7 protein-coding genes are annotated in these 19,379 nt (G+C 73.0%); all 7 read left to right on the plus strand.

The features are described from left to right. The first annotated feature begins 729 nt into the window (after positions 1-729). The 7 genes from ACH4SP_RS26500 to ACH4SP_RS26530 are packed head-to-tail and all read left to right on the plus strand — an operon-like array spanning position 730 to position 19,367. A complete protein-coding gene (locus ACH4SP_RS26500; RefSeq protein WP_398418066.1) occupies positions 730-8,211 on the plus strand; it encodes an amino acid adenylation domain-containing protein in 7,482 nt (2,493 codons plus the stop codon). Continuing rightward, a complete protein-coding gene (locus tag ACH4SP_RS26505; RefSeq protein WP_398418068.1) occupies positions 8,208-9,476 on the plus strand; it encodes an MFS transporter in 1,269 nt (422 codons plus the stop codon). Before ACH4SP_RS26500 ends, ACH4SP_RS26505 begins: the two co-directional genes overlap by 4 nt. Next, positions 9,473-13,135: an amino acid adenylation domain-containing protein gene (locus ACH4SP_RS26510; protein ID WP_398418070.1), complete on the plus strand. Its 3,663-nt coding sequence runs from the start codon at positions 9,473-9,475 to the stop codon at positions 13,133-13,135. Before ACH4SP_RS26505 ends, ACH4SP_RS26510 begins: the two co-directional genes overlap by 4 nt. Further along, positions 13,128-15,896 (plus strand): beta-ketoacyl synthase N-terminal-like domain-containing protein, encoded by a 2,769-nt coding sequence (locus ACH4SP_RS26515; RefSeq protein ID WP_398418072.1) that lies wholly within the window; start codon positions 13,128-13,130, stop codon positions 15,894-15,896. The genes ACH4SP_RS26510 and ACH4SP_RS26515 overlap by 8 nt, the downstream gene beginning before the upstream one ends. Positions 15,897-15,898: 2 nt before the next feature. Next, entirely contained in the window at positions 15,899-18,010 is a 2,112-nt protein-coding gene (locus ACH4SP_RS26520) for an amino acid adenylation domain-containing protein (RefSeq protein ID WP_398418074.1), read from the plus strand. Then, positions 18,007-18,597, plus strand: a complete 591-nt coding sequence (locus ACH4SP_RS26525; protein WP_398418076.1) for an NADPH-dependent FMN reductase — start codon at positions 18,007-18,009, stop codon at positions 18,595-18,597. The genes ACH4SP_RS26520 and ACH4SP_RS26525 overlap by 4 nt, the downstream gene beginning before the upstream one ends. Continuing rightward, on the plus strand, positions 18,594-19,367 hold the full coding sequence (locus tag ACH4SP_RS26530; protein ID WP_398418078.1) for a thioesterase II family protein: 774 nt from the start codon (positions 18,594-18,596) through the stop codon (positions 19,365-19,367). The genes ACH4SP_RS26525 and ACH4SP_RS26530 overlap by 4 nt, the downstream gene beginning before the upstream one ends. Positions 19,368-19,379 lie beyond the last annotated feature (12 nt).

A 19,379-nucleotide genomic window follows, 5' to 3' on the forward strand; every position in this document is an offset into this window, starting at 1 on the left:
ATCGGATCTTCCAGGAGGGCGTCCTCGTCACTCCGCCAACAGGCCCGCCCGACTCCGCCAGCACGCCCGCCCGCCGGTCAAGTGTCACACCCGGCCCTTGTGTCCCGTCAATTCCGGTCGATTTCCGCTCCGTCGGATCTGATGTCGTCCCCTTTCACTTCTGTTTCACCCCCGCTTATCCGCGCGACCTTCTGTGCGGCCCGGTGTCAGGGTCGCGGGAGGCGCCCGCAGGAGGCGCTTCCCGCCTCGGGGGAGGAAAGGAGTCGTCCTTCGGCGGGGCAAATCCTTGCGTACAACATGGGGCATTGCATTGCAGATTGACTCGGTGTCGGAAGTTTCGCCAAGTTTCCTTGCCAAAGGGTGCAGTTGTGCACCTTGGGTTCGGTGTGGCCGCAGGCGGGCGGAAGGGTCGCGGAGGGTCGGGGACCTGCGGCCCTTCGGCCGTGCCGCCCGGGGGACTTGCGGGTTGATGCCCCGCGAATGGGGCGGGTGCGCCGTATTCGGGTTTAGCGGCTGGTTGGGGATTCTTCGGGCGTCCACCATTGACGTGCAATGCAACACCATGATCAAGTTGCGTCACGGTCACTGATCTTGAAGTCGTTCCCCGCGTGGGCCGAGGAATTCCTCTCCCCGGGGTGCCAATGAATTTCCGGTACGGCCCGTGACGTATTGGCAGTGGCGCTTCTACTCGGATTTGTTGACCTCCTGACGAGACATCAAGGGGACATCATGGCCGAGTTTACTGAAATGGGGCCGACGACCTTTGCGCAGGAACGCCTTTACCTGGCGCGCGAGGCGGAAGGGCGCGACGACACCTACTTGGTGATCATGGCGATGCGCCTCGAAGGTGAACTCGATGTCGAGGCCCTGCACTCGGCGGTGCGGGAGGTGACGGCCCGCCACGAGTCGCTGAGGGCGACCTTCGTCTTCGAGAACGGCGCCCTGGTGCAGCGGATCCACGACCGCTCCGCCGAGCCCGCGTGGACGGTCACCGATTCCGGGCCGACCGCGGAACGGCCGCAAGCGGTACGGGATGTGGTGGACCGGCTGAGGCGGACCCCCTTCGACCTGGCCGCCGGACCGCTGGTCCGGTGGGGCCTGATCAGGCGGGGGCCCGCCGAGCACGGGCTGGTCGTCGTGGCGCACCACATCGTGTGCGACGGCTGGTCCCTCGGCGTGATCTTCCGCGACCTGGAGGCCGCCTACCGCGCGGGCCGGGCGAACGTCCGTGCGGTCTTCGACGGGGAGGCGCCCAGCGTGCTCGCCGCGGCGGCGCGGGAGCGCGCGCGGTGGAGCGAGAGTGACGCCACGGCGGCCGACCTGGACTTCTGGCGCGGATACCTCGCGGAGACGACCCCCCTGTCCCTGCCCACCGACCTGCCGCGTCCGGCACTTCCCAGCGGAGACGGCGGATCCGTACTGATCCCTCTCGACGAGGAGCTGGTGGCTCGCCTGCGCGACACCGCGCGGCGAGCGGGAGCCACCGTCTTCATGGCTTTCGCCGCGATCTACGCGACCGTTCTGGGGCGGTACGCCCGCCAGGACGACGTGGTGGTCAGCAGCCCGGTGGCCAATCGCAACTCCGAGGAGGAGCAGGGGCTCGTCGGCTGCCAGGTGAACATGGTTCCGCTGCGCCTGGACGTCTCGGGCTCCCCGAGCTTCACGGACCTGCTGCGCAGGACGCGCGCCTCCGTCGTCCCGGCCATGGCCCGGCAGAATGTGCCCGTCGACGTGCTGGTCGGGGAACTCGCCCTGCGCGGTGCCCTGGGACGCTCCCCGCTGATGCAGTGTTCACTGGCCCTGCAGAACTTCGACGCCGGGCTGCCGGAGCTCGACGGCGTGACGGCCACCAACGTCGAGGTGGACAGCGACAGGGCGAAGTGGGACCTGGCCCTGACCATCGACCTCTCGGGCGAACACCCCTCCCTGAGGCTTGAGTACGACGCCGACATCCTGCTCCCGCGCACGGCCGAGACCTTCGTCCGGCACCTGGAGTCGGCGATGCGGCGGGCCGTGGCGGCGCCCGACGAACCGGTGCGGATGGTGGACACCGCCGAGGCCGGGCACCTCACGCTGGAGGTGAACCCGGCCCCGGCGACGGCCGAGACCGAGACCGTGCTCTCCCGGTTCCGACGTGCCCGCGCCGCCGACCCGGAACACCCGGCGGTCACCGACGGGACGACCACGCTCACCTACGCCGAACTCGACGCGCACGCGGACCGGGTCAGCGCGGAGCTGCGCGGCGCAGGGGTGGCGCCCGGCACCCGGGTGGGCGTCTGCGGACAGCGGACGCCCTGGACCGTGGTGGCGATGCTGGCCGCGTGGAAGGCAGGTGCGACGTTCGTCCCGCTCGACCCGGCAGGCCCGAGCGAGCGACTCCGGACGATCGTGCGCAGGGCGGGGATCGACCTGGTCATGGTCGACGGGGAGACCCGGCGGACGGTCGGGGAGTGGCTGCCAGGAACGGCCACGTTCGTGGTGGGCGCACCGGAACCCGCGGCAACCGGCGCGGAGTTCCCCGCGCGGGCCGTCGTTCCCCCCTCGCTCGTGGAGAACGACCCCGAGCTGACCGCGTACGTCATCTTCACCTCGGGCTCGACCGGGGAGCCCAAGGGCGTGGAGGTGACGCACTCCTGCCTGGCCCAGCTCTTCGCCGAACGGCCCGCAGGGCTGGACACGGACGGTACGGACACCTGGCTCTGCGCGCACTCGTTCGCCTTCGACTTCTCGGTCTGGGAGATCTGGGGTGCGCTGACCACCGGCGGAACGTGTGTCGTCGCGGGCAGCGACCAGGTGCGCGACCCGTCGGCGCTCGCCGGTCTGGTGAGCCGCCACGGGGTGACGATTCTCAGCCAGACCCCGGGGTCGCTCTACCGGCTCGCCCCGGAACTGGCCGCCGCCCCACCCGCCGGTCTCCGGCTGCGGTACGTCGTGCTCGGCGGCGAGGCACTCCACTGGGACCGGCTGGCCCAACTGCTCGGTGACAGCGGCCTCGACGCCACCGTGGTGAACATGTACGGGATCACCGAGGGGACCGTCCACGTCACCGCGCGCCCGGTCCGGGTCCGCGAACTCGGCTCCGTGCCGGCGCACTCGATCGGCGTCCCGCTGCCGCAGGCCCGGTGCTACGTACTCGACGAGCACGGCGAGCCCGCGGGGCTCGACGTGCCGGGCGAGCTGTACATCGCGGGCGGGCACGTTGCGCGCGGGTACCTGAACGACCCCGACCAGACCGCGGAACGCTTCGTTCCCGACCCCTTCCTGACCGACGGGGTCATGTACCGCACGGGCGACCTCGCCCGCTGGCGCACCGGCGGCGAGCTCGAATACCTGGGACGCAGCGACGATCAGCTGAAGGTGCGGGGCCACCGCGTGGAGCCCGCCGAGGTCGAACGGGCCGTTCTGCGGAGTCCCGGCCACCGCGTGTCGGGGTGCTCCGTCCAGGCCCACGGCGACACCCTGGTGGCCTTCGTCGCCGCCGAGGGACCGCTCGCGGAGGGTGCGCTGCGCGACCATCTGCGTACGGTGCTGCCGCCCTACCTGCGACCGAGCCGCTTCGTCCAGGTCGAAGCCGTCCCGCTGACACCGAACGGGAAGGCGGACCGCGCCCGGCTGCTGGCACTGCTGGCCGGGGAACCGCTCGCCGACGGTGCGGCCGCCGTCGCGGGCGGGCCGGCGTCCCGACCCGCTCCCACGGCCTCCCGCGGACGGGACCTGGCGGACCTCACCAGGACCGTGCTGGACGTCTGGCAGACGGTGCTCGACAGGTCCGGCATCGGGGTGGACGACAACTTCTTCGACGTGGGCGGGCACAGCTTCGCGCTGTTGCGGGTCCACGAGGCACTGAACGGTGCCGGTCTTGAGCTGAGCGTCACGGAACTCTTCCGGCACACGACCGTCGGGACCTGCGCGCGCCACCTGCACGAGAAGTACGGCGCTGTCGAGGCCGGCGCTGCCGAGGCCGGCGCGGCCGAGACGGTGGCGGAACCCCCGGCACGCAGGGGCCGCCGTCGCCCCGCCGACGGGCGGATCGCCGTGGTCGGCATGGCGGCACGGCTGCCCGGGACCGGGGAGGACCTGGACGCGTTCTGGCGGATGGTGGTCTCCGGAGGACACGCCGCGGCCCGCTTCGGCGACGAGGAACTGCGGGCCGCCGGCGTGCCGTCGAGCACCCGCGACGCCGCCGGATACGTCCCGGTGCGCGCCGCCCTCGACGACGTCCCGGGATTCGACCGGAAGCTGTTCGGCTACTCGCCGCTGGAAGCGTCACTGCTCGATCCGCAGCAGCGGATCCTGCTGGAGTGCGCGTGGCGCGCGCTGGAGGACGCCGGCCACGCACCCGCGGGGACCGGCGAGAACCGCATCGGCGTGTTCGCCGGCGTGGGGGCCAACGCCTACCTCCAGGAAGTGGTGCTGGCCAAGCCGGGCCTCCTGCAGAGCGCGGGCCCGCTGCAGGTGACCATCGGGGCCGAGAAGGACTTCGCGGCCACCCGGATCTCCTACAAGCTCAACCTGCAGGGCCCCAGCATCACGGTCCAGACCGCGTGCTCGACCTCCCTGGTCGCCACCCACATGGCGGTCCAGAGCCTGCTCTCGTACGAGAGCGACCTGGCACTCGCGGGCGGCTCGTCGGTCGCGCCGCCCTCCCAGCACGGCTATGTCCACGAGCCCGGCGGCATCTTCTCCCCGGACGGCCTCTGCCGGCCGTTCGACCAGCACGCGGAGGGCACCGTCCCCGGAGACGGGGCCGGTGTGGTCGTCCTGAAGCGGCTGGAGGACGCGCTGGCCGACGGGGACACCGTGCTCGGCGTGATCCTCGGATCGGCGGTCAACAACGACGGTTCCCGGAAGGTCGGTTACACCGCACCCGGCCCGGCCGCCCAGTCGGGAGTCATCAGCGCCGCACTCGACGCCGCCGGGGTGGAGGCGGAGTCGGTCGGCCTGGTGGAGGCGCACGGCACCGCCACCAGGCTCGGCGATCCGGTGGAGGTCTCCGCCCTGAGCGACGCCTTCCGCACCGGTACCCGTGACGGGGAAGGGGCTCCGCTGTACGTGACCGCGGTGAAGTCGAACATCGGTCACCTCGACGCCGCGGCAGGTGTGGTGGGCCTGATCAAGACCGTGCTCGCGCTGCGGCACAGGACGATCCCGCCGATCGCGCACTTCACCCGCGCCGCCGAGAGGCTCGCGCAGGCAGGAACCGCACTGCGCTTCCCCGCCTCGGCCCTGCCGTGGCCGCAGGGGGACACGCCCCGGCGCGCGGGGGTCAGCTCCTTCGGCATCGGCGGCACCAACGCCCATGTCGTGGTGGAGGAACCGCCCGCTGCGCCCGCTGCGCCGCCCACCGCCGCGGAACCCCAGCTCCTGACGGTCTCGGCCGCCGACGAGGCCGCACTCGGGCGGGCCGTGCACCGGCTGGCCGACCACCTGGAGGCGAACCCGGACGTGGCGCTTGCGGACGTGGCGCACACCCTCAGGGTCGGCCGGGCGCGGCTTCCCTGGCGGGCGGCGGTCGTCGCGCCGGACACCGCTCGGGCACCGGCTCTGCTGCGCACGGCCGAACTCGGGCAGGTCCGCGCCCCGTCCGGTTCGGGAGCCGTGCTCATGTTTCCCGGGCAGGGGGCGCAGCGACCGGGGATGGGCCGGGTACGTTACGACGCCGACCCGGTCTACCGTTCCGCCGTGGACGAGGGGCTGGAGGCCATCGAGCCCGCACTGCGCCGGGCGGTGGCCGACGCGTTGCTCACCCCGGCGGCCGCACCGGGGGACAGCACGACTGCCGACTCCGTCAGCACCCTGCTCGCCCAGCCCTGTCTGTTCCTGGACCAGATCGCTGCGGCACGGAGCCTCACCGCCAGGGGGCTGGAACCCCGGGCGCTCGTCGGACACAGCCTGGGCGAGCTGACCGCGGCGTGCGCGGCCGGGGTGCTGACCCTCCACGACGGCATCACCGCGGTCGTCGAGCGGGCGCGGCTGATGCACGCCGCACCCGCGGGGGTGATGGCGGCGTTCATCGGGCCGGGCGAGCGGGCGGTGGAGCTGCTCACCGACGGTCTGGTCGTCGCGGCGTACAACGGGCCGAACTCGACCGTCGTGTCCGGTACGGCCGAGCAGATGGCCGCGTTCGACGACCGCTGCAAGGCGGCGGGGACGTCCCTCGTACGACTCCGTACCTCACACGCGTTCCACACGCCGAGCATGGCGCCGGCCGCGGCCGAGTTCGCCGAGGCGCTGGCGGGAGTCGGGCTGCGTGCGCCGCGGACTCCGCTGTTCTCGGGTGCGACCGGGCGCAGGCTCACCGACGCCGAGGCCATGGACCCGGGGTTCTGGGCCTCGCAGATCCAGTTGCCCGTGCGCTTCGCCGAGGCGGTCCGCAGTGCGTCGGACGAGCTCTCGCCCGCCGTCTGGTTCGAGACGGGCTCCGGTTCCACGCTCCAGGGGCTGGTGAGCGACATCCTGCGGGACCAGCGGCCCGTGCTCGGGGGGTTCGACCGTCCGCGGCGCGGCAGGTCCCTCTCCTCGGGTCTGGAGGCCGTCGGGGTGTGGTGGGGCTGGGGGCTCGGCGAGCACTGGAGGGCAACGGACGAGAGCGCCCGCCGGGTGTCGCTCCCGACGTACTCCTTCACCCGGGAGAGGTGCTGGATCAAGCCGGAAGCCCCAGCGCCCGCGCCGCGCGGGGCGGCCGGTCCGCAGCGGAGGCATGCCCCTGCGCGGGTGGAAACCCCTGTACGAACCGATGCGGACGAACGGTCCGACACAAAGGAAGAGGTGGCAGTCATGAGCGCGACGCCGACGGATACCGATGCGGTGCTCAGTGCCCTGTGGTGCGAGGTACTCGGTGTCGACGAGGTGGGGGCCGAGGACGACTTCTTCGACCAGGGCGGGCACTCGCTCGCCGCGCTCCGTCTCAGCGCCCGGATACGGGAGTCGCTGGAGCTGGAGATCAGCCTGGACTCGTTCTTCGACGAGTCGACCTTCGGCGGGCTCGCCAAGGTCGTGCGGGACCGTCTCGGGCTGCCGGACCCGGCCGTACGTCCGAGGACGCAGGCACCCGGGGCGATCGGCACCGCGGTGGACCGCCCGGAGGCACCGGCGACGCGGGTCCGCGAGGAGCGGGTCGCGGCCGCGACCGGTGAACTGACCACCAGCGTCTACTTCTTCTCCTCCGCCAACGGCGACCGCGAACCCGACTACGAGCTGATCCTGGCCTCCGCCCGCGAGGCGGACGCGCTCGGCTACGAGGCGATCTGGACGCCGGAACGCCACTTCCACGAGTTCGGGGCCCAGTACCCCAACCCGGCTGTGCTGGGTGCCGCACTGGCGGCCAGCACGGAGCGGATCCACATCCGGGCGGGCAGCGTCATCCCGGCCCTGCACAACCCCCTCCGCCTGATCGAGGACTGGCGCGTCGTGGACCAGCTCTCGAACGGCCGCGTCGGAGTGTCGTTCGCCCCCGGCTTCCACCCGAGCGACTTCGTGCTCGCTCCCGACCGGTTCGCCGAGCGGCGTTCCACCTTCGAGGCCGATGTCACGCGGCTCCGTTCCCTGTGGTCCGAAGGCGTCTCGCCGGAGGTCGTGGACGGCACGGGCGGCCGGATCCGGGTGCCGTTGTACCCGCGGCCCGTCCAGCCCGAACTGCCGACCTGGCTGACCGCCACCTCGAACGACGAGAGCTTCCGGAGGGCCGGATCCCTGGGCGCCAACCTCCTCACCGCGCTGCTGGAGCTGAAGGTCGACGAACTCGCCGACAAGATCCGGATCTACCGCAAGGCGCGGGACGAGGCGGGCCACGACCCCGAGACGGGTCGCGTCACGCTGATGGTGCACTGCTACGTCGGAGAGTCGGAGGACATGGTGGAGGAGATCTGCCACGACCCCTTCATCCGCTACCTGCGCAGTCACACCCAGCTGGTCGGAACGCTCACCGCGGCCCTGCCGGAGGAGCAGATCGACCTCGCGGGGGCCAGCCCCAAGGACATCGACGCCGTCCTGCGGCGTGCCTACCGGAAGTTCCGCAACGAGCGCGCCCTGCTGGGCGATCCCGTCTCGGTGCGGCAGCGGTGCGAGGTCCTGAAGGAGGCCGGGGTGAACGAGATCGGGGCGCTCGTCGACTTCGGGCTCTCCCCGCGCCAGGTGCTCGGCAGCCTGGGACGGCTCGCGCGGGTCCGGGACGAGATGGCGGGGGCAACCGCCGGCGCAGTCGCCCGATGAGCGTGTTCCGGAGGTTCCTGACCGCCACCGCGGTGTCGGACACCGCCAACGGTGTCTTCGCCGTGGCAGCGACGATGACGGTCGCCGCCACCGCGCACTCGGCGCTGGCGGTGGCCGCGGTCACGGTCGCGGCGACACTTCCGTGGCTCGTCGTGGCGGTGCCGGCGGGCGTCCTGGTGGACCGGATCGACCCGGTCAGGGCCGTCACCCTCGCCAACCTGGGCCGCTGCGTCGCGATGCTCGCTCTGGCGGCGCTGATCTGGGCCGACGTGCCGCTCGCGGTCGCCGTCCCCGCCCTGGTCTTCCTGGTCTCCTGCTTCCAGACCGTGGTCGACACCGCGGCGGAGGTGGTGACGGCGAACTCGGTCGACGACTCGCGCCGTACGCGGGCGAACGGTCTGCTGGCCGTCTCGACCCGGTTGTTCTACCAGTTCCTCGGCCCCGCAGTGGCGGGTGTCCTCGTCGACGTCGACCCGGTGCTGCCCGGCGTGGTGTCGGGCGCGGCCTGTCTGGCCGCCGCGCTGGTCGTCGCCCAGATGCCGCGCACCGCGGACGGCCGGGCGACCGCGGAGGCCGATCAGCGGCCCAAGGAGGCCTCCACCGGCTTCTGGGAGGGGACCCGGATCGTCTTCTCGCGGCCGATGCTCGCGACCCTGGTCGGCGTGGGCGGACTGACGACGATCGCCAACAGCATCTTCTACACGGTGCTCGTGGTGTACGCGATCGCGCCGGGGCCGCTCGGCCTGTCCGCTTCGCAGTACGGCTTCCTCATCGGGGCGACCGGAGTGGGAGCTGCCGTCGGTGCCCTGAGCACGCACCACGTGGAGCGGTGGCTGGGCCGATGCACGACCCTGACCCTCACCCGGGTGGGCTGGGCCCTCGTGTTCGCGGCCCCGCTGTTCGCCGAGGGCGTCCTGCTGGTGACCGTCACGGTGATCGGCAGCGCGCTCGGAGGGATGTGGTCGGTCGAGTCGATGTCGGTACGTCAACTCACCGTCAGCCGCACCGACCTGGGCCGTGTCAGCGGTGCCTCGCGGATGCTGACCTACGGGATGACGCCGGTCGGCGCGGCGATCGGCGGCAGCGTCGCGCTCGCGGTGGAACCCGGGGTGCTCTTCGGCGTGTCCACCGCGCTGGCACTGCTCACCATCGTCCCCATCCGTGCCTACCTGTCCGACCGGGCGATCGAGGCCGCGATCCGGCCTTCGGGGACCACCGCCAAGGACGAGCCGTCCGCCGCGATCGAGGGGGAGAACGTTCAGTGAACACCCACGCACCGCACCCCGAGCCGGCGCTCGGGGCATGGGAGCCGCTGCTCGGCGAGTCGCTCGGTTCCCCGGCGCGCCTGCCGGACGGCTGGACAGGTGCCGCCTTCGGCGAACTCGGCGGATCCTCGCTCCAGGCGTACCACCTGGTGGCGCTCGGCGAGCGGCGGCTCGGCCGGGCGCTGGACCTGACGCGTCTGCTGAGCGCCGCCCCGCTGGGCGAGGTCCTGGCCCGCACCGTGCCGGCGGACGACCGGACCGTGCCGGCGGCGCCGACCGGTGACCGGCCGTTGCTCCACGGGCAGGCGCAGATGCTCTCGGCCCATCTGGCGGGCCGAGACGCCGCGTACCGGCTGATGTTCTCCGTGACGGCTCCGGCCCTCGACGTCCCACGGGTGGACGCGACGCTGCAGGCCCTCGCGGCCCGGCACGAGTCGCTGAGGACGCGGTTCACGGCCGAGGGCGACGAGTTCGGCCGGCGGGTGCTGCCGCAGTGGCGGGTCCCGCTGCGGGAGCTGGAGCTCGCTCCGGGCGGCGGAAGTCCCGCCGAGCGGATGGAGTCGCTGGTGGCTCCGGTTGCAGAAAGGTTTCTTCGGCCGTTCGAGCAGCCGCCCTGGTGCGCCTTCGTCGGTCGGTCTCCCGACGGCGGCGACGTGCTCGGTCTGGTGTTCCACCACACGATCGCGGACGGCTGGAGCATCGGCGTCCTCCTGCGCGAGTTCGCGGAGCACTACGGCACGGGCCGGTTCGGGGAACCGCTCGTCGTGCCGCCCGACCACGCGCTGACCCGATACCGCACCAGGGTCGACTCGGGTCTGTGGGCCGAGGACCTCCGCCGGGTGGCGGAGCGGCTGACCGGTGCGCCGACCAGCCTCCGGCTGCCCGCGGCGACCGGGCGGGACGGAGAGCTCTTCGACCCGAAGGGCACCCGGCTGCCCGTCGTTCTGACCCCCGAGGTCCGGGACGCGGTCGAGACCGTCGCGCAGCGGGCCGGGGTACGGCGCCCGGTGGTCCTGATGGCTGCCTGGGCACTCGTACTGGGGCGCCGTACAGGCGTCGACGACCTCGTTCTGGGGATGCCCGCGAGCGGCCGCTTCCGCGCGAACCAGTTCGACGCCGTCGGCCTCCTCACCAGGGTGGCACCGGTCAGGGTCCGGCCGGCGCCCGGTACGACGGTGGAGGGATACCTCCACGAGACCGCCGCCGACTACGCGGCGGCGGTACGGGACTCGGAGGTTCCGTTCCAGGACGTGGTGCTCCATCTGGACGCGCACCCGCAGCGCGGCTCGAACGCGCTGAGCCAGTTCGCCTTCGCCGCGCACGACGAGTTGGTCCCGGCCACCCTCGACCTGGCGGGCACGCGGGCCGACGTCGCCGAAGGGCACTGCCGCGGCGCGGTGTTCGACGCGATTCTCTACCTCCGGCGCTGGGGGAGCGAGCCGACCCTCGCCCTGGAGTACTCGGACGGTCTGGTCGGGCCGCAGACCGCCGCGGCACTGGCCGGGGCCCTCCTGGCGACGCTGCTCGACTTCGCACGCATGCCCGGTGCACCGGTCGACGGGCTGACCGGGCTGTCGGCCGCCGAGCGGACCCGGCTGACGCCGAACGCACCTGGCGCCCTTGACACGGCAGGCGGATCCGAAGACACGGCGGGAGGGTCCGAAGACACGGCAAGCGGATCCGAAGACACGGCAAGGGGATCCGAAGGCCTCTGGGACCGCTTCGTGTCAGCGGTCGAGCGACGCCCCGGAGCCGTGGCCGTCACCGATCCGGCCGGCGGTCACTCGCTCACGTACCGTCAACTCGAACAGGCCGCGGTCCACTACGCGTCCGTCCTGCGGCGCGCCGGTGCCGGAGCCGGCGGCCGGGTGCTGGTCCAGGTCGAGCGTTCGGCCGCGGAGATCGTCGCGGTGCTGGCGGTACTCCGGCTGGGGGCCGGTTTCGTCCCCGTACCGCAGGAGATCGCCGGCACCTGGCGCGACGAGGTCATCAGGGCCACCGGAGCGTCCGTCGTCGTCACGTCGGCCGACCGCCGCGGCGACTGGCCCGAGCAGGTGCGACCGGTGGCCGCGTGGGAGCCGGGGGAACCGGTACGGACATCCGAGGCGGAGCCGGAGCCGTGCCCCCGGGCCGCGGACAGCACCACCTACGTCTCGTTCACCTCAGGAACCACCGGCACGCCCAAGGGCGTCGAGGTCCCCGACCGCGCGGTGATCCGACTGGCGGACGATCCCGGCCTGCTGCGTCCGGCGGACGACGAGGACCCCGGCCGCCGACGCGTGATGCTGCGCCTGGCGCCCCTGGCCTTCGACGCCTCGACCCTGGAACTCTTCCACCCGCTCCTCAACGGGGACCGGGTCGCGATCCTTCCTCCGGGGCCCGCTTCACCCCGGGCCATCCGTAGCTTCCTCCGCGCGGAAGGGATCACCCACGCCTGGCTCACCGCGGGCGTCTTCCGACTGGTGTCCCAGTTCGAACCTGACTCGCTGGGCGTGCTCCGTCAGCTCCTGACCGGCGGGGACGTGGTCTCCGCCGACCACGTCCGGACCGTTCTGGAGGCCTGTCCCGGGCTGTGGGTCACCAACGGGTACGGCCCCACCGAGAACACCACGTTCACCACCGTCCACCATGTGACCTCGGCGGAAGCCGTCGGTGACACCGTTCCGATCGGGCGGCCGGTCGCGGGCACGGGCGTTCTCGTGGTCGACGGGGCGGGCAGGCCGGTCCCGCCGGGGGTCGAAGGAGAGCTGTACGCCACCGGCCTCGGCCTCGCCCACGGCTACGCCGGTGATCCCGGGCGGACCGCGTCGGCCTTCGTCCCCGTGCCCGCGCTGTCCGGCGAACGCGCCTACGCCACCGGGGACATCGTGTGCTGGGACGATGCGGGACAGCTGCTGTTCCGCGGCCGCCGCGACCGTCAGATCAAGGTCCGTGGCCACCGGGTCGAGCCGGCCGCGATCGAGGCGCACATCAGGTCCTGGCCCGGTGTCGTCGACGTGGACGTGAGCGCGGTGGGCGCGGACCACACCGACCGGGCCATCCTCGCGTCGGTCGTGGGGCCGGAGCGGTCCGCGCTCCAGGAGCTCGTACCGACGCTGGCGAGCGCCTTCCCGTCGTACGCACAGCCCGACCTGTGGTGCCTGGTGCCCGCCCTGCCCCTGAGCCGCAACGGAAAGGTGGACACCGGCGCGCTGGCGGCACGGGCGACGGCGACCGCGCGGTTCCTGGCCGCCGCCCCGGAGCGAGGCGCGCCCGGGACGGCGGTTGTCGAGCCGACCGACCCGGAGGCGGCCGTCGCCGGGCCGACTGTCCTTGGGGCGGCCGTTGTTGAGGCGACTGCCCCCGAGGCGGCCGTGGTTGAGGCCCCGAGTCCGTCCGAGCGGGCGCCCGCGGAGCCTGCACCCGTCGCGCGCGACCTCGCCGAGCCGGACGTGGCCGAGGCGGTCGCCGATGTCTGGAGGCTCCTGCTCGACGACGACGGGTTCCACCACGACGAGGCGTTCTTCGACGCGGGCGGCGACTCCCTCCAGCTGACCGCGATGCGCAACGCACTGCGCGAGCGCTTCCCGGGAATCAAGATCACTTCTGTGGACATCTACCGTGCCCCGACGGTCAACAAGTTGGCGGCGCACATCAGGAAGGGCCTGCGCAGTGGGTGAAGTGGAGAACGAGCCGATCGCCGTCATCGGCGCCTACGTTCGGACCCCCGGTTCCGGAGACGACCTGGAGGCCTTCTGGCACACGCTGGCCGAGGGCACGGAGGCGGTGACCACGCTGACCGACGCCCAACTGGCGGACGCGGGGGTCGACGCGGCCACCCGGCGACTGCCCCGCTCCGTCCACCGGAGCGGTGTCCTCGCGGACATCGGGCAGTTCGACGCGGAGGCCTTCGGGATGCTGCCGCGCGAGGCCGAACTGACGGACCCCCAGCACCGGTTGATGCTGGAGGCCGCCTGGGTGCTGCTGGAGCGGTCCGGGCACAGGGGCGACAGCGGCCGGACGGGTGTCTTCGCCGGAGCGGGACTGAACTACTACCTGCTGCGCCACCTCCTGGCCGATCCCTCGATCGAGGACACGGAGGGGCTGCTTCCGCTGGTCCTGGCGAACGACAGGGACCACCTCGCGGCCAAGATCGCCTACCGGCTCGGCCTGACCGGCCCGGCCATGACGGTCCAGACCGCCTGCTCGACCTCGCTGGTCGCCGTGCACCAAGGCGTCCGGGCGCTCCAGAGCGGGGACGCCGACCTCGTCCTGGCCGGAGGGGTCAACGTCGAACTGCCGCAGGGGAAGGGCTACTCGGCCACTCCGGGCAGCGTGCTGTCGCCCAGCGGCCGCAGCCGCCCGTTCCAGGACGACAGGGACGGTTCCGTTCCGGGCAACGGTCTCGGCCTCGTCGCCCTGCGGCGGCTCGACGACGCGATCGCCGACAACGACACCGTCCTGGCCGTGATCCGGGGCTCCGCGGTGAACAACGACGGGAGCGACAAGCCCGGTTACACCTCTCCGGGATACGGGGGCCAGGTCGACGTACTGAGGTCGGCCTACCGGAACGCCGGTGTCGACCCCTCCACGATCGGCTACCTGGAGGGCCACGGCAGCGGCACCGAGGTCGGCGACGACATCGAACTCGCCGCGCTGAGCGAGGTGTTCGCCCGGGACGAGTCGGGACAGCCGTTGCCGATCGGGTCGGCCAAGGCGACCTTCGGGAACCTGGGGGCAGCCGCCGGGATCATCGGACTGATCAAGACGGTGCTGGCCGTCCGGAACGGGGTCCTCCCACCGCTGCCGGGCGACGGAGGCGGATTCGCCACGGACGACCTGCCGGACGGCTTCCTGCTGAATCCCGTGGCCAGGCCGTGGGCCTCCGCACCGGGTACCCCGAGGCGGGCCGGGGTCAGCTCGTACGGCATGGGCGGAACCAACTGCCACGTCGTGGTCGAGGAGCACCGGTCCTCGCCCCCGACGCCCGAGACCGATCTGACGGCGGCGGTGATCCCTCTGTCGGCGGCCTCCCCGGAGGGCGTGGTGCGCTACCGGACCGCTCTGACAGAGCACCTGACGGCCCGGCCCGGCCTGCGGGTGGGCGAGATCGCCCGCACCTGGACCTCGGGACGGCGCAGCTTCGCCTTCCGGACGAGCGTGGTGCTCACCCCGGACGGCCCGGTCGGTGAATCCCTCCGGCACACCCCCCTCCAGGTACCGAGGAAGCCCCGGCCCGTCGTGCTGGCCTTCAACGGGGAGGAGACAGCCGTGCAGGGCATGCTGGCGGGCCTCTACCAGCGCCATGCGGTGGTACGGGACCGGGTGGAGGGGATCCTCTCGCTCCTCGCGGAGGCGGACGCCGCAGCGGTCCGTACCGTCCTGCTGGACGGGACGGCGGGCCAAGAGCCGACGGCCGACCTCGCGCCACTCTGTCTGTACCTCGCGCAGGTGGCCACCGCGGAGCTCCTGGAGTCCCTGGGCGTCGTGCCCGTCGCCGTGCTCGGACACGGCGGCGGCGAGTACGCGGCGGCCTGCTGCGCGAACGGGTTCACCGCGGTCGACGGCGCCCGTTTCCTCGCCGAAGGACTGACGGCACGTCGGCCGGAGGACGGCGGTCGCCCCGGCGACGGTACGCCGGACACGGCGACGAAGGCCGTCGCGGACGGTGCGCACGGCGTCGCGTGCCGGCGCCCGTCCCGGCTGCTCGTCTCCTCGTCCACGGGCCGGGCGGTGGACCCGCCGACGGGCGGGGACATCTCCTCCTGGGCCGCGCGGACGGGACGGCCCGCACGGCTCGCGGAGGCCGTGCGGACGCTCTCCGAGAAGGTTCCGGGTGCACTGGTCGTGGAGATCGGACCAGGGGAGTCACTGAGTGCCCTGCTCCGTCCGTACGTGGGGGACGCGGGCCTGTCGGACGTGGTGGCGACGACGCCGGACACGGGTGCGGTGGCGTTCCTCTCGCAGCTGGGCCGCCTGTGGTCGGCGGGCGTCGGCGTGGACCTGGGACTGGCCAACGGGGCCGACGGCTTCCGCCGAGTGCCCCTCCCCACCTACCCGTTCGACCGGAAGCGCCACTGGATCGAGGCCCCCGGCACGGCGAGAGCTCCGGGGCCCGAGGGGAACGGCAGCCCGACGCAGTCTGCGGTCAGGAGCGAGGAGACAGCCGCCCCGACGACGGAGGCGGAAGCCGCCGGGACGCTGTCCACCGTGCTCCGGGCGTGGCAGGAGACGCTCGGTCTCACCGGCATCGGGCCCGACGCCGATCTGTACGTGCTCGGAGGGGACTCCTTCACCCTGGTCCGGCTGGCCGCCCGGCTCTCCCGGAGCCACGGCCTGGAGATCACGGCGATGGATCTGCTGGGCGTCGACCTGACGCCCGGCGCCATGGCGGACCGGATCGACGAACTGTCCGCAGAAGCGCACGGAAAGGCGGGTTGACGGTGCCGCAGCAGGAACAGTTCAGCGGGCAGCGGTTCGACGTGGCGGCACCGGGCCGGGCCTCGGCCGCGCTGGCCGTCGCCGCCGTGGCGGCGCGGGTCTGCCACACCGCGGAGGCCACCGTCCGGATCGGGGACGGCCTGTCCCCCGAGGAGAGCCTGACCCTGACGGAGGGCGGCCGGGCGGCCGTCGCCCGGCTGGCAGGGGCGATCGACCGGCGGAGCCCGCACGGCGTGATCCGCCTCGACGTGCACTGCGACAGCTGCCGGGACGGCGCGGTCGACCACCGGCCCTGCCGCCTGGAGCTGTCGCCCGCACAGGAGGGCGGGCGGCAGACGGTGGCGCACGACTGCGGGGACACCTTCAACCGGTGGGGTCCCGAACGGACGGGCACCGTTCGGGAGAGGCTCGCCGCGTCCCCCGAAGCGGGCCTTGAGGACCTGGTGGTCGCGGGCGACACGGAACGCCGGATGCTCCTGGCCCTCGGCGGGCCGCGGGTGACCCGCCCGGCCGCGCCACTGCACGAGCTGATCGTGCGGACCGCCGAGCGCCACCTCTCGGAGGTGGCGGTCGTGGCCCAGGGCGAGTCACTGACCTACGCCGAACTCCTCGCGCAGGGGCGTGCGCTCGCGGACGGCCTCCGGGCCGAAGGAGTCGCCCGGGGCGATGTGGTCGGGGTGAGCGCCTGGCGCAGCCTGGAACTGCCCGGGGTGCTGCTGGGCATCCTGCTGGCAGGCGGGGCGTACCTGCCGCTCGGCCCCGAGGTCCCGGCCGCCCGGCTCGCGCACATGATCGGCACCGCGCGGGCGCGGATCGTGGTGTGCGCCGAGGGCACCGAAGGGAAGGTGCGGCAGGCCGCGCCCGGCGCGCGGCTGCTCGGGCTCTCCGGCGAACGGCTCCCGGGATCCGCCGCCGAGCCGGTCCGCCGCCCGGCCGAGGACCGGCCCGAGGATCAGCCCGGGTTCCGGCCGGACGACCCTGCCTACGTCCTGTTCACCTCGGGCTCGACGGGGCGCCCCAAGGGCGTCGTGGTGCCGCACGAGGCCATCGTCAACCGTCTGCTGTGGATGCAGGAGCACTTCCGTCTCGACGTCTCGGACGTCGTGCTGCAGAAGACGCCGTTCGACTTCGACGTCTCGGTGTGGGAGTTCTTCTGGCCGCTGCTGGCCGGGGCCCGGCTCGCGATCGCCCCGCCCCTGGCCCATCTCGACCCCGAGGAAATGGCCGAGACGGTCGTCCGGGAGGAAGTCACCGTCGCCCACTTCGTGCCGTGCGTGCTGGAACAGTTCCTGCGGGAACCGAGGGCCGGGGAGTGCGCCCGGCTGCAACGGGTGATCTGCAGCGGCGAAGTGCTCCCGCCCGCGCTGGCGAACCGGGCGGCCTCCGTGCTGGGGGTCACCGTGCACAACCTGTACGGGCCGACGGAGGCGGCGGTCGACGTGACCGCCTGGGAGTGCCGCACCCCCGAACCGGGGCCCGCGGTGCCGATCGGACCGCCGATCGACAACGTCGGCGCCCATGTCCTCTCGCCCGCCGGGGAACCCGTGCCCTTCGGAGCGGTCGGTGAGCTCCATCTGGCCGGGGTCTGTCTCGCTTCGGGCTACGCGGGCGCTCCGGACCTCACCCGCGAGCGGTTCGTCCCCGACCCCTTCACGAACGGAACGGGAGACCGCATGTACCGCACGGGCGACCTCGTCCGGTGGTCCTCCACGGCACGGACCGCCGAGGGCAGGCCCGCCCTCGACTACCGCGGGCGGATGGACCAGCAGATCAAGATCCACGGGATCCGGATCGAGGCGGGGGAGGTGGAGCACGTACTCGATCAGCACCCCGGGGTGACCGCCAGCGCCGTGGTGAAGATCGGGACGCCCGACGGGGACCGCCTGGTCGGCTGTCTCGTGGTCGGTCCTGACGGCCCGCCCGGCCGGGCGGAACTGCGCCGCCACGCCCTGACCCACCTGCCGGCCGCCATGGTCCCCGCCCAGTTCGCCGTCGTCGAACGGTTCCCGATGACCGGCAGCGGCAAGACCGACCGGTCGAAGCTGCGCGAGCTCCTCGGCCGCGACCGCTCCGCGACGGCCACGGCGTCCCCGGCCCCGGAGGTGCTGCGATGAGCGTCGTCGTCGTAGGTTCCTACTACCGCCCGGATTCCCTGCACAGCCATGTGGTCGACGTCCTCACCGCCGAGTGCGGGGCGACCGGCTCGGAGGTGGAGCGCGTCATCCTCAGCGACCTCGACCTGAACCTGCTGGCGCTCGGCGGGCAGCAGCCACGGGGCGCCGGGCGGGAGGGCGAGGCCGCCCGACGCATCGCGGACGCGGTGCACCGGTGCCAGCGGGCGAAGCTGATGTGCGTCGTCACCCCCGTCTACAACGCGGGGTACTCCGGGGCGACCAAACTGTTCCTCGACGCCATCCCCGCGGGGACCCTCGACGCGACCGTCCTGCCGGTGGGCACGGTCGGAACCGAGCTGCACGGCCTCGCCCTCGCCTACTCCCTGGTTCCGGTACTGCAGGCCCTGGGCGCCCCCCACGTCCTGCGGCCGGTCTCCGTCTCGCCCCACGACTGGCACACGACGGCCGACGGATCGCGCCGGCTCGGTCCTGAGACGGTCAGCCGTCTGCGCAGGCGGCTCGGTCCGCCACCGGTCCCACCGGAAACGGGTGCGCCCGAGTTCCGGCAGGAGGTGCTTCCGGCATGAGCTCCGTACTCTTCCCGCTCGACACCGGCCGCCGGCCGGCCGGTCCGCCGGCCACGCACGCACTCGTGGCCGTACCGCACGCCGGCGGAACCGCGCACGGCTTCCGCAGCTGGACGGCGCCCGCCGGGGCCCGGGAGCTGAGGATGTTCGGCGTCCGCACGGCGATGCCGGCCGCGGACGCACAGGACTGGACGGTCAGGGCGCGGGCCAGGAAGCTGGCCGAGGCCCTGGCCGAACTCCGCGACCCCTACGTACTGCTGGGCCACAGCCTGGGCGGGATCATTTCCGCGGAGGCGGTCCGCCACCTGGAACAGCACATCCCGCAGGCGGTTCCTTCGCTGCTGGTGGTCTGTGCCACGAGCCCGCCGCACCTGCGCCGACCGGTTCCCGCGCCGAACGGGACCGAGGCCGAGGCGGTGGACTTCCTCCGCACCGCGGGCGGCACACCGCAGGAGGTGCTCGACGACCCGCGCATGCGGGAACTGGCCGTCGCGATGCTGCTCACCGACCTCGCCTCGCTGCGCGACTTCGCGTGGGGCGGCAGGCGCATCGCCACCCCCACCGCCGTGTACGCGGGCCGCACCGACCGGACCGTCGCGCCGGAGACGCTGAGCCAGTGGACCGGGTCCGCCGAATCGGTGACGACCCGGGTCTTCGACAGCGGCCACTTCTTCCCGCACGACCTGACGGACGACGTGCTCGACGCGGTCCGGCTCGATCTGGCCGACGCCCGTGCCCCCGGCCGGACCCCCACCACCCTTCGCCCCTGACCCTGGAGCTTC

This window comes from Streptomyces sp. NPDC021093, assembly GCF_044333135.1.
Lineage (GTDB): Bacteria > Actinomycetota > Actinomycetes > Streptomycetales > Streptomycetaceae > Streptomyces.